Here is a 14,395-nt window from a genome sequence, read left to right as displayed (position 1 = left end):
AGAGCTCCGGAAGAAAGAGGGAAATCGACAGGCGCGGCGCGGTCATGGCGACCACCCGTTGAAGCTGGTGAACGGCGGCACCGGACGCATCGCATCCAGGCATGTGACGTCGAGCGCCTTGGCGTCGGTCGATTCGATGAACTGCGCGAGCAGCTTGGGCGCGCAGCCGAGCGCGAACGTGCCGTGGCCCTGACCCTTGAACACCAGATGGCGACCGTTGGGCAGACCGGCCAGCACGCGCTCGGCATACGCGGGCGGCGTCACCGGGTCGAGTTCACCCGACATCAGCAGCGCGGGGACATCCGACTGCAGCGCCGCGGTGTGGTTGGCCGGCGGCGTGCCTGTCGGCCAGGTGCGGCAGGCGCCGAAGAACATGCCGGCAACGCCGGGGCCGAGGATCGTGTCCGCGACGCGGCCGTCCTCGCGATACCGGCCGGCGTCTTCGGCGCAGATCACCGACCACTGCATACCGCGGGTCATCTGCCCGCCGACGTTGCTGTACATGAGTTGCGACAGCGACATCAGCGGGCCGTAGCGGCCCTGCGCGGCTTCATCGAGGATCAGCGGCAGCAGCGATGCGGTCTGCGGCGCGTACGAGAACAGGAACGCGAGGCCGGTCACCGTGTCCGGCGTGACCACGCCATCGCGCTGCGCGCCGGTGGTCGGATCCCGATAGGTCACCGGCGCCGGCGTCGTCTGCAGCGTCGACAGCACGCCGCGCAGCTGCGCCTGCAGATCGGTCGGAAAGCGCGCCCGGCAGGCGGCGTCCTGCGCGCACTGCTTGGACTGCAGGCTGAGCGCATCTTCGAAGGTGTGCGCGAACTCGCCGCCGACGACCAGATCGTTCGGCGCCACGCCGTCGAGCACGATGCTGCGCGTGTGCTGCGGATACGCCATCGCGTACTGCTGCGCCACACGCGTGCCGTAGGAGCCGCCGACCAGGTTCAATTGCTCGGCGCCGAGCGCGGCGCGCACGGTGTCGAGGTCGCGGATCGCGTTGGCCGTCGTGTAGAAGCGCGGATCGGCGCGATCCGCCAGACCGGCGAGGCAACGGCCGACATAGGCATCGAGGTCGGCATCGGTCGGCGTGGTCAGCGCATCGAGTTCCATCGGCGCGCCATCGGCGTCCACGCAGTCGAGCGGGTTCGAGCTGCCGGTGCCACGCTGGTCGACCAGCACGATGTCGCGCTGGCGACGCACTTCGCGCAGGCCGTTGTTGATCTGCGCGGCCAGTTCGGTCGCCGCCTGGCCGGGGCCGCCGGCGAGGAAGAACACCGGATCGGCGGTGCCGCCGTCATTCGAATCCGCCGGCAGCCACGCGATGTTGAGACCGATCTTGCGGCCTTCCGGTGCATCGGGATTCTCCGGCACCTCGAAGGTCGCGCACTGCGCTTCGACGCGCGTGGCGGCGTTGCCGCCGTCGAGCGTGCAGGCGTGAAACGGGATCTGGCCGAACATGCGTGCCGGACGCACGCCGTCGCCCTCGGCGGGCGCCGGTGCACCGCCGCTGCAGCCGGCGAGCGTCGCGCCCGCGGCCAGCGCCAGCAGGGAAAGCCTCATTGCACTCATGGAACGTCCTCGAACAGGAAAATGGATTCGATGGGCTCGGCGAACTCGCGTGCGATCCGGAACGCCAGCGGCAGGCTGGGGTCGTATTTTCCGGTCTCGATCGCGTTGATCGTCTGTCTCGATACATCCAGACGTTCGCCGAGTTGTGCTTGTGACCAGCCGCAGGCCTCGCGCAGTTCGCGCACCCGGCTCTTCATGCCGGCGGCCTCATCCGTACCGCCGCGCGACGACGGCTTTGGCGATACCGTAGGTGCCGCACAGCAGCGGAAACACCCACAACATCGCCGCGCTCGCGGGCACGTCGATGACACGCGCCGCCTGCAGGAAGCCGGCGGTCATGTAACCGAAGGACACCAGCGCGGCCGCGATGCAGACCGCCTCGAGCTCGATGCGTTGCTGCAACTCGTCGACCTCGCGGATGAAGCGCACCATCGCGCGCAGCACGAGCGCAATGGGCAGGATCGGCAGCAGGGCGACGACCGCGCGCAGCGTCGGCGCCTCCACCTGCCGCAGCAGCAACAGGGAAACGATCAGCAACCCCGCGTAGGCGCCCATGCCGATCAGCAGCTCCCGTGTGTAGCGGCGCTGCACCGGTCCCGACGCGGTGGCGCATCGCCGCTCCGCGTCGAGCACTGCCGCGGCGATGAGGCCCATGCCGGCGAGCAGCACCAGCAAGGGCACCCAGATCGGGAGCCGGGGCATGCCAAGCCGCACGCCGATGGCGATGCCGATCAATCCCAGAGCAAGCCCGAAGAAAAGGCGGAAACGCGGCATGGGGTGTCCATGTGTCAAGTGAGCTTGACAGACAGCATCCGGGGCGCGGGCTGGCATGTCAAGCAGACTTGACACACTCTCGCAGTCGTCAATGCCTGCAGCTCCTCAACCAAGTACGGGTTCTGCGTGCACGCCCGCGCTGCCGACACGGCACTTCGCCAGGGCCGCCAACCGTTCCTCGAACACGAGCCGGCTTGCCGCGTCGGGAATCCGTCCGGTCAGTCCACGCGCACGGGCGATATGCAGGGCGATTGCAGCATCGTCACCATCCAGCCCGGCGATCTCCGCATCCAGCCATGCGCGATACGGCGACAGATCCATCAGTCCACCCTCGCAGCGCAGGCGCCAGGCCGACAGCAACCGGCGGTTCCTGACCAGCAATGCGGCGTGGCTGGCGAGTGCGACCGCGATGGCGCTCTGGAACACCGGCGCTGCGGCGGCAAACCCTGCGGTCAGCGCCAGGGCCTCGGGTCGGGCCGCCCCGGCATCGCCGCAATCGACAGCCCGCGCCAGCCGCAGCATCTGCGCGGTCTGCAGCAGGCCACTGCTGGCGATGCTGGCGTCCGCGGTCGGCATCGCGTTCTCCGGCCAGTCGCGCGGGCGCATGCCCGCCAGGCTCAGCGCCATCAACTGGTTGACCTGCAGCTGCAGCGCAGCGTCAGGTGTCCGCCGCAGCAGGTCCAGCAGGCCACGCCCATCGGAGCGCCAGCCCTGCAGGCGCAGTGGCAGGAGATTGCCCAGTCCCAGCGTCGCCGCGCCCAGCGCCATGCCGGCCAGCGCGCCGGTCAGCCAGGCTGGCATCGGCAGCCACGCCACCAGCGCGGCCAGCAGCGCTGCGCTCAGCAGGTTCGCCAGAGGCCCGCCGAGCAGAAATACGATCTGGTCGACCCGCGACAGGCCGCGCGTGCCTCGCGGCAACAAGGCGGCGAATCCGCCGACCCCGCGGATCCCACCGCCGTTGCGCCAGCGCCAATGGCCGTCGCCGCCGCGCTCCCAGCGCAGCGGTCCCACGCCGAACGCGATCGCGTGCATGCCCCGCGACAGCCCGGCCACCGCGTGCCCGGCCTCGTGCACCACGATGTGCGGCCACAGCGAGAGGAAGAAGCCCGCCAGCGCTGCCAACCCAGCCGATGGCGGCATCGTTTCGAGCAGCGGCAGGCCGACGGCCGCAATGCCCGCGCCGACCACACCACCGCCGGCGAATCCGCCGAGCACCGGCAACAGGCGACGCCACCACGGCCGTTTCGCCAATGCCGCACCCGCCGCACCCGCCGCACCCGCCGCAGGCGGCATCAGCGCGGCGACCTCCGGCGTGTATGCAGTGCACGTATCGGTATCCATCCCGTTTGTCCTTCCTGTTGCCGGCTTGGCGGTGCGGCGGTTGGAGCTGCCCGCGGCGCCGTCCGATCAGGCAACTGCCACGCGCATCCGGCATGTGGCCGGGCAGTGACTGCTGCTGACGTCGTGCCCGCCACCTGTGCCGCGCCTGCCGCGCGCGGGGCCGGCGATGCGTCGGCGACAGCCCTACTTGCTGCTGACGTATTTCTCCCGGCGGATCAGCGGCACCGGCAGGCCGAACGCCTTCAGCGCCTCGAATGTCGCGTCGACCATGTTCGGATTGCCGCACAGGTAGGCGATATCGCCATCGCCGGGAGCGAATTCGCCGAGGAACTGCTGCACATACCCATGGCGCACATCGGCATGCGGCGCGTCCGGCAGCTCGCGTGAGAAACAGGGCACGAAACGGAAGTTCGGATGCGCATCGGCGAATGCGCGGAAGTCGTCGCCATAGAGCAGTTCCGCCGGCGTACGTGCGCCCATCAGCAGCACCACTTCCACACCGCGCTCGGCGATCGCCTGTGCCAGCAGCGGCAGCATGGCGCGGTATGGCGTGACGCCGGTGCCCGTACCCACCAGCAGATAGCGGCGGTTGCGGTCCTGCGGCATCAGGCAGAAGCGGCCGAACGGACCACTGGCCTGCAGGGAGCCGCCCAGATCCAGACCCTCGAACAACGCGGTTGCCGCGCCGCCGGGGACGTAGCTGACCGCGATATCGACGGCCTCGCCCGGCCCCAGCGTGTGGTCATGGATGGTCGCCAGCGAATAGGAGCGCTTGGTCGGGGTGCCGTCGGCGTACGCGAAATGCACCTGAATGAACTGCCCGGGGATGAAATCCAGCGGCTGGCCGTCGTCACGGACGAAGGAGAGATGGGCAACGGTGGGCGCGATCATGCGCCTGGATACGAGCTTGATCGGGAATTGCGAGATGGCCACAGCAGGATGTCCGTGATTCGGCGGGCGTCCGGTGCGGGCCGCGCGCGGTCGAGTGTCGATGTGGCTATGGTACCGGCTGGGTCCGCGCGACCCGTGCGGACCGCCCTGCAACAGACTTTTCATGGCCGGCGGCCGGCGTGGCATGCGCCAGCGCGCGCGGACGGAGGCTACGCAGCGCGCGCGCGGCCGCGCAACACGTCGTTGCGGATCAGGGCGGGGAGGCGTCCTTATACTACGCACCCCGCCGCGCCATCCGCGGCACGAGCGACGGACCATGTCACCGATTTCCCAAGCCGCACCGGCGCTGTCGGTGCGCGATCTGCGCAAGACCTATGCCGGCGGCGTCCAGGCGCTCAAGGGCGTCTCACTCGATGTGGCCCCCGGCGACTTCTTCGCCCTGCTCGGCCCCAATGGCGCGGGCAAGTCGACCCTGATCGGCATCATCTCCTCGCTGGTCAACAAGACCTCGGGCGACGTGCGCCTGTTCGGCACCGATCTGCACACCCACCGTGACGCGGCGATGCGCCTGATCGGCCTGGTGCCGCAGGAGATCAACTTCAACTTCTTCGAAAAGCCCTTCGACATCCTGGTCAATTACGCGGGCTTCTACGGCATCCCGCGCGCCGAGGCCATGGTGCGGGCCGAAGAGGAACTCAAGCGCGCGCAGCTGTGGGACAAGGCGCGGACGATGTCGCGCACGCTGTCGGGCGGCATGAAGCGGCGGCTGATGATCGCCCGCGCGATGATGACGCGCCCGCGCCTGCTGATCCTCGACGAGCCCACCGCGGGCGTCGACATCGAGATCCGCCGCGGCATGTGGCAGACATTGAAGGAGATCAATGCCGCCGGCACCACGATCATCCTGACCACGCATTACCTCGAAGAAGCCGAGAGCCTGTGCCGCAATCTGGCGATCATCGACCACGGCGTCATCGTCGAGCAGGGGCCGATGCGCGTGCTGCTGTCCAAGCTCGACGTCGAGGGTTTCATCTTCGACATCGATGGCGCCCTGCCCGCGACCCTGCCGCCGATCGAAGGCGCGACGCTGCTGGCGACCGACGACCACACCCTGGAACTCGACATGCCGCGCGCGATGGATCTCAACCGCGTGTTCGCCACGCTCAATGGCGCCGGCATCCGAGTGCGCTCGATGCGCACCAAGTCCAACCGCCTGGAAGAACTGTTCGTGCGCATGACCGGCCCCAATGCCGTCTCGCAGCAGGAGAAGTCCGCATGATCACGAAGACCACCGACGTCGCCGCCGTCGAAGGCACCGCGCAGCGCCACTGGGTCGCGCTCTATACGATCGCGCGCCGCGAGATCGTGCGCATCCTGCGCATCTGGGGCCAGACCCTGGTGCCGCCGGCGATCACGATGACGCTGTATTTCCTGATCTTCGGCGGCCTGATCGGCGCGCGCGTGGGCGAGATGGACGGCATCCGCTACATGGACTTCATCGTGCCGGGCCTGGTGATGATGAGCGTGATCCAGAACAGTTACGGCAACATCTCGTCGAGCTTCTTCGGCGCCAAGTTCGGCCGACACGTCGAGGAACTGCTGGTCAGTCCGATGCCGAGCTGGGTGATCCTGGGCGGCTACGTGGTCGGCGCGGTGGCGCGCGGGCTCGCCGTCGGCGTGATCGTGCTGTGCATCGCGATGCTGTTCACCACCGTGCGCATCCCGCATCCGCTGGTCACGTTCGCCACCGTGCTGCTGGGTGCGACGATCTTCGCGCTGGCCGGCTTCGTCAACGCGGTCTATGCGAAGAAGTTCGACGACGTCGCGATCGTGCCGATCTTCATCCTGACCCCGCTGACCTACCTGGGTGGCGTGTTCTATTCGGTGTCGCTGCTGCCCGGCTGGGCCGAGACCGCGACCCACGCAAATCCGATCTTCTACATGGTCAACGCCTTCCGCTACGGCCTGCTCGGCGTCAGCGACGTCTCGCTCGGCGTGTCGTTCGCACTGATGATCGGCTTCGTGATCGTGCTCGGCGCACTGGCCCTGTGGCTGCTCAAGCGCGGGATCGGGCTGCGCAGCTGAAGAGGCCTGCGCGCGGTCGCTCCGCGCGCCATCAGACGGAAGAACGTGGCATGCGCATCCTCGTCCTTGGCGCCGGCGGCACCGGCGGATATTTCGGCGGTCGCCTCGCGCAGGCAGGGGTCGACGTCACGTTCCTCGTGCGCGCGCCCCGCGCCGCGCAGCTCGCGCGTGATGGCCTGCGGATCCGCAGCGCACTGGGCGATGCGCAGTTCCCGGTCGCCCACGTCACCGCCGACGCGCTGCCCGCGCTGGCCGCTCGCGATCCTTTCGATCTCGTCCTGCTGAGCTGCAAGGCCTACGACCTGGACAGTTCGATCGACGCGATCGCACCGGCGGTCGGTCCGTCGACGGCCGTCCTGCCGATCCTCAACGGTCTGCCGCACTACGCCGCGCTCGATGCCCGCTTCGGCGCCGATGCCGTGCTGGGCGGGCTGTGTTTCATCAGCGCGATGAAGGGGGGCGACGGCGAAGTCGTGCATCTGCCCTCGCCACCGTCGATCACCTTCGGCGAACGCGATGCATCGCGCAACGGCAGTGCCCGGACACGTGCAATCGAAGCGGTGTGCGCGGGCGCACCCGGCTTCGACGCGGTGCGCAGCGACACCTTCATGCAGGCGGCCTGGAACAAGTTCGCGTTCCTTGCCGCGCTCGCTGCGGCGACCTGCCTGATGCGCGCGAGCATCGGCCGCATCGTCGCCACCGACGGCGGCACGGCGTTCCTCGTTTCGCTGCACGAAGAATGCCTGGCAGTCGCCCGCGCCGAAGGCCAGGCCATTCCCGCCGAAGCGGCGGCCCAGGCACGCAGCCTGCTGACCCGGGCAGGCTCGACGGTCACCGCCTCGATGCTGCGTGACCTGGAATCCGGTCAGGAGGTCGAGGCGGCGCAGATCGTCGGTGACATGCGCGCGCGCGGGCACGCGGCGGGACTGGCGCTGCCGCACCTCGATGCCGCCTGGGTGCATCTGCAGGCCTACCGCTCACGCCGCGACACCCCCGACACACCCTGATCGCCAGCGCTTCGCAGGGGCTCTGCTAGGGTCGCCGCACCCCCGATCGAGATGTCGCCATGGCGCTCGCCAGCACCCGCTCCATCGCCCGTCTGCTGGCGCCCGCCGTCCTCGTTGTTGCCGCCTGCAGCCCCGCGCCGCAGGCCCAGCCGGATGCCGTCGAGACCCGGCCGGTCGAAGACACCCGGACGCAACCTACCGAAGCTGCGCAGGCGCAGATGGAGGCGGACCCCGGCCCGGTGGAGGCCCCTCTCACCGGCGACGCTGCGAGCGCGATGCTGAGCCAGATCGCCGGTATCGCCGGTGCGATGCATGCGGCCGCGAAGCTGTGCGACCCGAGCGTCTCGGATGCGCAGCTGACCGAGGCCAAGAACGGGCTGCGCCGCGAGTTCATCGGCATGGGCGGAGATGCCCACACTTTCGACAGCGAGTTCCTGTCGGCGTACAGCAAGACCACCACCCAGTTCACCGAGGCCGCGCCGCCGCAGCAGAAGCAGATGTGCGACGAACTCGAAGCCATGGCCTCGCAGACACTGCCGCCGCCGGCGAACTAGGCACGAAACGAAGACAGCGCCTTGCGGCTGGCATCCTGATGCGCGAGACGCGCTGCTGCGAACCTGATGTCCACTGCCGCAGACGACGCATGGCGGGTGACGGTGTGCTGCGGGCCTTCATACGCCCGGTCGGACCCCGCCAGAAGCGCTTCGCACGTCGACCTCTCCGGCAGGAAGAGGTGCCGGCGTCCGGGCGCCTGGTCGCTGAAATCCCGCCGATGAATACCGACAGTGCTTCGGGCTGCAGATGTCGTTCCATCCCCGCACGCACGCACGGCGTCGGGAACGAGTGCGCGCAGCTTGTCCTCGACTGCGTGCACGGGCGCGTCGAGGGTCGGCGGCGCGGCGTGCAGTGGCGATGCCCAGGTACGCGACGCGCACCCGGACACGACAACGCGACGCAGGCGGTTCCCCACTGATGAAGGCGATCGACGAAAATAGCGGCTCGATTGCGGCCGACCGGCGGCACGGAAGCGGCGGAAACGATGATCGAGGTGCGCTACGCGGACGAATGGCTGGCGGTCGTGGACAAGCCGGCGGGCCTGATGGTCCACGACAGCGCCCTGGCCCGGGACGAGCACGACTTCCTCGCCGACCGCCTGCGCGAGCAGTTCGGCCGGCCGCTGTTCCTGATCCACCGGCTGGACCGGGCGACCAGCGGCGGCCTGCTGGTGGCCTTCGACCGCGAGACCGCGTCCGCGCTCGGCGCCCAGTGGATGGCGCGCACGGTCGACAAGCACTACCTCGCGATCTGCCGCGGCTGGCCGGACGACATCGTGGTCGACCATCCACTCGATGGCGGCCCCGGCAAACCGGTGAAAAAGCCGGCGATCACCCGCTTCACCCGCCTGGCGACGACCGAACTGGCATTGCCGTCATCGGGGTTTGCGACCTCGCGCTACGCCCTCCTGCGCGCAGAGCCGATGACCGGGCGTTTCCGCCAGATCCGCCGGCACCTCAAGCACCTCTCGCACCATCTGATCGGCGACACCAGTCACGGCGACGGCCGCCACAACCGCAACTTCCGCATGCTCGGCATCCACCGCATGCTGCTCCACGCCGAGCGCGTGGGTTTCGACCACCCCAGGACGGGCCAGCGGCTCGTGGTCGAGACGCCGCCTGGCGACGAATTCGCCAAGGCCCTGCTGCTCTTTCCCGGGGTGCCGGCCTAGCGCGCGGCGCCGATGAACGCCCCGCGGTCCCGCCGGGGCGCTGGAATCTCCGGTCTGCTCCCGGCCCGGCCCGGCCGGGAGCGCCCGCCTCCGACCCTTTGGGCGCGAGCCCGGCCCCCGCCGGCACAGGGGAGCGCGAACACCGCCGAAACCGGCGCCACAGCCACGTTCTACAATGGGCGTCGATGTCCACGCCGCCCACCATTCCCGAAGACGAACTCGTCGAGCGATTCGTGCGCGCGAGCGGACCCGGCGGCCAGAACGTCAACAAGGTTTCCACTGCGGTCGAGCTGCGCTTCGACATCGCCGGCTCGCCTTCGCTGCCTGAACACGTGCGTGCGCGACTGCTGGCGCGGCGCGACCGGCGCATTACCGAGGCCGGTGTGCTGGTGCTCAATGCCCAGCGGTTCCGCACCCAGGACCGCAACCGCGAGGACGCCCGCGAGCGTCTGGCAGCCTTCATCGCTGCCGGTTACGAGGTGCCCAAGGCGCGTGTGGCGACCAGGCCCACGCGCGGATCGAAGGAGCGGCGGCTCGGTGAGAAGCGCGAACGCAGTACCATCAAGCGCGGTCGCGCCACGCGCGACTGGGATTGATCCGCCACAAGCCTGGCGCTTGCGCCGAGGACGCATGAGCAAGACGAAATACCCGTTACTGATTCCCGTACCCCCCAATGCACCGCGTGTGAAACCCAGCCGGCTCGCGCGCTGGATCGGCCGCAACATCCTGCGGCTGGGCGGCTGGCGCGTGGTGGGTGAATTGCCCGATGTCTCGCGCCTGGTGCTGATCGGCGCTCCGCATTCGTCCAACTGGGACGGTGTCTGGGGCTTCGCGGCCAAGGCCGCGCTGGGCCTGGACATCCGCGTGCTGGGCAAGGATTCGCTGTTCCGCATTCCGGTGCTGGGCTGGGCCTTGCGCGGGCTGGGCGTGATTCCGGTGGATCGCAGCCGCGCCTCGCGCGTGATCGAACAGGCCGCCGCGGCGATCAATGGTCCCGAGCCGTTCTGGTACGGCCTTGCCCCCGAAGGCACGCGCAAGCGGGTGGAACGCTGGAAGACCGGCTTCTGGAAGATCGCCAAGGCCGCCAATGTGCCCATTCAGACGATGTACTTCCATTACCCCGACAAGGTCATCGGCTTCGGCCCGCTGATCCAGCCAAGCGACGATCTCGACGCCGACATGGCGGCGCTGCGTGCCTGGTTCGCGCCGTGGATGGGCAAGAACCGCGGCACGGTCTGATCGACCGACGGCACAGGGAATCGCCGCATGAGGATCCGCGCACTGTTGATCGCCGCCGCCGTGTTGCTGGCCGGCGGCGCGGGGTTCCTCGCCGGCCGCGGCGGGATCCCCGGTGATGGCGACACGGCGGCGGAAACGTCGTCAGCGACCGTCACCGAGGATGTGACATCAGCTGGCCCAGGGTTCGCCCCCGCGGCCGTACCCGTCGATAACGATGCCGAACTTCCCGAGCCCGGCGCTCCGCTGGCTGCGATCCACGACACGCTTGTCCGGCGCGCCGCGCAAGGCGAGGCGCGTGCTGCCTGTCGGCTGGCCGCCGAACACGAGCGTTGCGAAGTGCTCCGCTCGCAGCTGCGGGGCGCCATCGCCAAAACCAATCGCGGGCCCGAGTGGATGGAGCGTCGTCTGCTGGAGATCGACACCGAGGAAAGCCGCGCGCAGCTCCAAACCCTGCGCGCGCATCAGAGTGAGCAATTGGCGGAGCAGACGCGGCTGGTCGCCCAATGCGACGCCACTGCGCCGCTGTCGCCTCAGGCACGTGCCCGTTACTGGCGCCAGGCCGCTCTCGCGGGGCACGTGCCGTCAATGCGCCACTACGCGATCGGCAATGCGTTCCGCTTTCATGACCTGATGGATGCGCTGCCGGCGCTGCAGACCTATCGCCGCGAAGCCGAAGCTGTCGCCACGCGCGCGGCCAAGGCCGGCGACGTCGCCAGCATCTACGCGTTGGCCATGGCTTATGCAGACCTCGACGGCGCTTATTCGCGCCCATTCCTCGCCCAGACCGTCACGCCCGATCTGGCCAAGGCGCTGGCCTGGTTCTCCGTACTGGAACGCCATCCTGGAATCACCGGCCTGTCCCCTGAGCATCCGGTGGCCCGCAATGTGGCCAGGCGCCGCGCCGAACTGGCCGCGGCCGCCACGCCGAGCGAAGGGGCCCGGGCCGCGGATCTGGCCGCAGAGGCGGCGGTTCCGCGTCACGTCGAGCCAGCGATCATGCTGTCGCCCGAAGGTGGGATCCACGACATCGCGCCCGATGCCTGCAGCGAATCCGAGTTCGCCGCCGCCCGCTGAACCTGCCCGCTCTGCCCGCTGAACCCACCAACGAACGGCACATTCCCTGCCCGCGCCCACAGGCGCACGCTGCGCGGCTGGCGGGCCGCGTGACGTGGTCGACGCCGTCACCGCGTTGTCTTTTCCGGAGCCCGCCCCATGTTGCGCCCCCTGCTGCTGTCTTCCGCGATCGCGTTTGCCCTGGTCGCCTGTGGCGACCGTTCCGCCGAGTCCACGATGCCCGCCACCGAATCCACCACTGCCGCGCCGGCGCAGAACCCGCTGTTCACCGCCAGCACGCTGCCGTTCCAGGCGCCGCCCTTCGACAAGCTCAAGGACGCCGACTACCAGCCGGCCATCGAGGAGGGGATGCGCCAGCACCTGGCCGAGATCCGCGAGATCGCCGACAACCCGGAGCCCCCGACCTTCGAGAACACCATCGAGGCCATGGAGCGCAGCGGCGAACTGCTGACCCGTTCGGCCAACGTGTTCTTCATGCTCACCGGCGCCAACACCAACGAGACCCTGCAGGCTGCCGAGGAAGCGCTGGCGCCCAAGTTGGCCGAGCACAGCTCCGCCATCTATCTCGACCCGGCGCTGTTCGCGCGGGTCAAGACCATCTACGACCAGCGCGCGACGCTCGGGCTCACGCCCGAGCAGATCACCGTGGTCGAGCACACCCACGACAACTTCGTCCGCGCCGGTGCGCTGCTCGATGAGGCCGGCAAGGCCGAGATGCGCGCGCTGAGCTCGGAGGCGTCCACGCTGTCCACCGCGTTCGGCAACAAGCTGCTGGCCGCAAGCAATGCCGGTGGCGTGCTCGTCGCCGACGTGGCCGAACTCGACGGCCTGGACGAAGGCACGATCGCTGCCGCCGCCGATGCCGCAAAGGCCGCCGGCCATGACGGACAGTGGCTGCTGAGCCTGCAGAACACCACGCAGCAGCCGGTGCTCGGGTCGCTGAAGAACCGCGCGCTTCGCGAGCGCGTGCTGGCTGCGTCGACGGGCCGCACCGAGAAGGGCGACGCCAACGACACCCGCGCCACCATCCAGCGCCTCGCCGAGATCCGCGCCCGCCAGGCCGAGCTGCTCGGCTTCCCGAACTACGCCGCCTACAGCATCGCCGACCAGATGGCGCGCACGCCGGAAACCGCGCTGAAGCTGCTGACCGACACCGTGCCCGCCGCCACCGCGCGCGCGCGCGCCGAGCTGGCCAAGATCCAGGGCGTGGTGGACGCGCAGAACGGCGGCTTCACCGCCGGCGCGGCCGACTGGGACTTCTACGCCGAGCAGGTGCGCCGCGCCGAGTTCGACCTCGACGAGTCGCAGATCAAGCCCTACTTCGAGCTCGACCGCGTGCTCAACGATGGCGTGTTCTTCGCCGCCAACCAGCTCTACGGCATCACCGCCAGGGAGCGGAAGGACATCCCCGTCTACCACCCCGACGTGCGCGTGTTCGACATCTTCGATGCCGACGGCAGGCAGCTGGCCCTGTTCTATCTCGACCCCTTCAAGCGCGACAGCAAGCAGGGCGGCGCGTGGATGGGCAACTTCGTCGAGCAGAACGGCCTGACCGGCACGATTCCGGTCGTCTACAACGTCGAGAACTTCACCAAGCCCGCCGCCGGCCAGCCCGCGTTGCTGAGCTTCGACGACGTGACCACGCTGTTCCACGAGTTCGGCCACGCCCTGCACGGCTTCTTCTCGAACACGAAGTACCCGTCCGTGGCCGGCACCAACACGCCGCGTGACTTCGTCGAGTTCCCGTCCCAGTTCAACGAGCACTGGGCGCTCGACCCCAAGGTCTTCGCCAACTACGCCAGGCACTACCAGACCGGCGAGGCCATGCCGCAGGAACTGGTCGAGAAGATCACCACCGCGCGCACCTTCAACCAGGGCTATGCCACCACCGAATACCTGTCGGCCGCGCTGCTCGACCTTGGCTGGCACATGCTGCCGGCGGGCGAGGCCAAACAGGATGTCGACGCGTTCGAGAAGCAGACGCTGGCGGCGTACAAGGTCGACCTGCCGGCGGTCCCGCCGCGCTACCGCACCAGCTATTTCAGCCACATCTGGGGTGGCGGTTACGCGGCCGGTTACTACGCCTACTTCGCCGCGGAAGTCCTCGATCACGATGCCTTCCAGTGGTTCCGCGAGAACGGCGGCCTGACCCGCGAGAACGGCCAGATCTTCCGCGACAAGATCCTCTCGATCGGCCATTCGCGGGATCTGGGCGAGGCCTACCGCGAGTTCCGTGGCCAGGCGCCGAGCGTGGAGCCGCTGCTGGAGCATCGCGGCCTGAAGTGAGCCTGCTGCCTGCTGATCCTTCAGCGGGCAGACCTGCATCGAGGCGGCCGCAGCGGTCGCCTCGACCGGCGTCGGGCAGGGCTGCGGTGCACGCCCGTGCCTCGGCGCGCCGACAGAAGTCACTGACACACGAGGCGTCCACAATGGGCCGCCGCGGCGTCTTCGGCGAAGCGCAATTGGTCGGATCGGCGCGGCGAAGGTGCCCGCCCCCGGGCACGCGGCAGGTGTCGCGCGCGGGTCTGACGCCGGCCCCTGCATGCAGCCGCGACCCCGCCCATGGGCGCGGTCGACGCCTCGCGGGCACGCCGCCTGGCCGGCCCCGCGCGTGAGCGTTGCCCTCCAATCGCCGGTGCTATATTCGCAGCCGATCCGGCCCGGCGGGCAGGGATGCGGGGGTCGCAAT

Annotated in this window: 14 protein-coding genes; 9 read left to right on the top strand and 5 right to left on the bottom strand. The window is 69.2% G+C overall.

Going from position 1 to position 14,395, the window contains the following annotated elements; genetic code table 11:
* Positions 1-42: 42 nt before the first annotated feature.
* The 5 genes from EGK76_RS10320 to EGK76_RS10300 form a co-directional block, all read right to left on the bottom strand.
* A complete protein-coding gene (locus EGK76_RS10320; protein WP_096296797.1) occupies positions 43-1,569 on the bottom strand; it encodes an alpha/beta hydrolase in 1,527 nt (508 codons plus the stop codon).
* A complete protein-coding gene (locus tag EGK76_RS10315) occupies positions 1,566-1,766 on the bottom strand; it encodes a helix-turn-helix transcriptional regulator (protein ID WP_096296798.1) in 201 nt (66 codons plus the stop codon). Before EGK76_RS10315 ends, EGK76_RS10320 begins: the two co-directional genes overlap by 4 nt.
* Positions 1,767-1,776: 10 nt before the next feature.
* Positions 1,777-2,400 (bottom strand): hypothetical protein, encoded by a 624-nt coding sequence (locus EGK76_RS10310; protein WP_233580256.1) that lies wholly within the window; start codon positions 2,398-2,400, stop codon positions 1,777-1,779.
* 48 nt (positions 2,401-2,448) lie between these two features.
* Entirely contained in the window at positions 2,449-3,684 is a 1,236-nt protein-coding gene (locus tag EGK76_RS10305) for a hypothetical protein (RefSeq protein ID WP_123832552.1), read from the bottom strand.
* 183 nt (positions 3,685-3,867) lie between these two features.
* Entirely contained in the window at positions 3,868-4,617 is a 750-nt protein-coding gene (locus EGK76_RS10300) for a ferredoxin--NADP reductase (RefSeq protein ID WP_255409782.1), read from the bottom strand.
* Positions 4,618-4,891: 274 nt separating this feature from the next.
* Between EGK76_RS10300 and EGK76_RS10295 the strand changes: the two genes are divergently transcribed.
* From EGK76_RS10295 to dcp, 9 genes are all read left to right on the top strand, one after another.
* On the top strand, positions 4,892-5,854 hold the full coding sequence (locus EGK76_RS10295; protein WP_123832551.1) for an ABC transporter ATP-binding protein: 963 nt from the start codon (positions 4,892-4,894) through the stop codon (positions 5,852-5,854).
* A complete protein-coding gene (locus EGK76_RS10290) occupies positions 5,851-6,660 on the top strand; it encodes an ABC transporter permease (RefSeq protein ID WP_096296803.1) in 810 nt (269 codons plus the stop codon). Before EGK76_RS10295 ends, EGK76_RS10290 begins: the two co-directional genes overlap by 4 nt.
* Positions 6,661-6,710: 50 nt before the next feature.
* The gene (gene panE, locus EGK76_RS10285) at positions 6,711-7,667 is read left to right on the top strand and encodes a 2-dehydropantoate 2-reductase (protein ID WP_123832550.1); all 957 of its coding nucleotides are present in this window, start codon (positions 6,711-6,713) and stop codon (positions 7,665-7,667) included.
* Between the two features lie 59 nt (positions 7,668-7,726).
* Complete coding sequence (locus tag EGK76_RS10280; protein ID WP_096296805.1) at positions 7,727-8,221, top strand: hypothetical protein; 495 nt, start codon at positions 7,727-7,729, stop codon at positions 8,219-8,221.
* Between the two features lie 485 nt (positions 8,222-8,706).
* Positions 8,707-9,393, top strand: a complete 687-nt coding sequence (locus EGK76_RS10275) for a pseudouridine synthase (protein ID WP_096300198.1) — start codon at positions 8,707-8,709, stop codon at positions 9,391-9,393.
* A gap of 185 nt (positions 9,394-9,578) precedes the next feature.
* Positions 9,579-9,989 (top strand): alternative ribosome rescue aminoacyl-tRNA hydrolase ArfB, encoded by a 411-nt coding sequence (gene arfB, locus EGK76_RS10270; protein ID WP_123832549.1) that lies wholly within the window; start codon positions 9,579-9,581, stop codon positions 9,987-9,989.
* Between the two features lie 34 nt (positions 9,990-10,023).
* The gene (locus EGK76_RS10265; RefSeq protein ID WP_123832548.1) at positions 10,024-10,632 is read left to right on the top strand and encodes a lysophospholipid acyltransferase family protein; all 609 of its coding nucleotides are present in this window, start codon (positions 10,024-10,026) and stop codon (positions 10,630-10,632) included.
* A gap of 27 nt (positions 10,633-10,659) precedes the next feature.
* Positions 10,660-11,706 carry a sel1 repeat family protein gene (locus tag EGK76_RS10260; protein WP_096296808.1) on the top strand — a complete coding sequence of 349 codons (1,047 nt, stop codon included), beginning with the start codon at positions 10,660-10,662 and terminating at the stop codon, positions 11,704-11,706.
* Positions 11,707-11,844: 138 nt separating this feature from the next.
* Entirely contained in the window at positions 11,845-13,992 is a 2,148-nt protein-coding gene (gene dcp / locus EGK76_RS10255) for a peptidyl-dipeptidase Dcp (protein ID WP_123832547.1), read from the top strand.
* Positions 13,993-14,395 lie beyond the last annotated feature (403 nt).

It is taken from the genome of Luteimonas sp. 100069 (assembly GCF_003813845.1).
Lineage (GTDB): Bacteria > Pseudomonadota > Gammaproteobacteria > Xanthomonadales > Xanthomonadaceae > Luteimonas > Luteimonas chenhongjianii.
The sequence above is the reverse complement of the archived record's forward strand: the minus strand, read 5'-3'. Positions and strand labels throughout refer to the sequence as shown.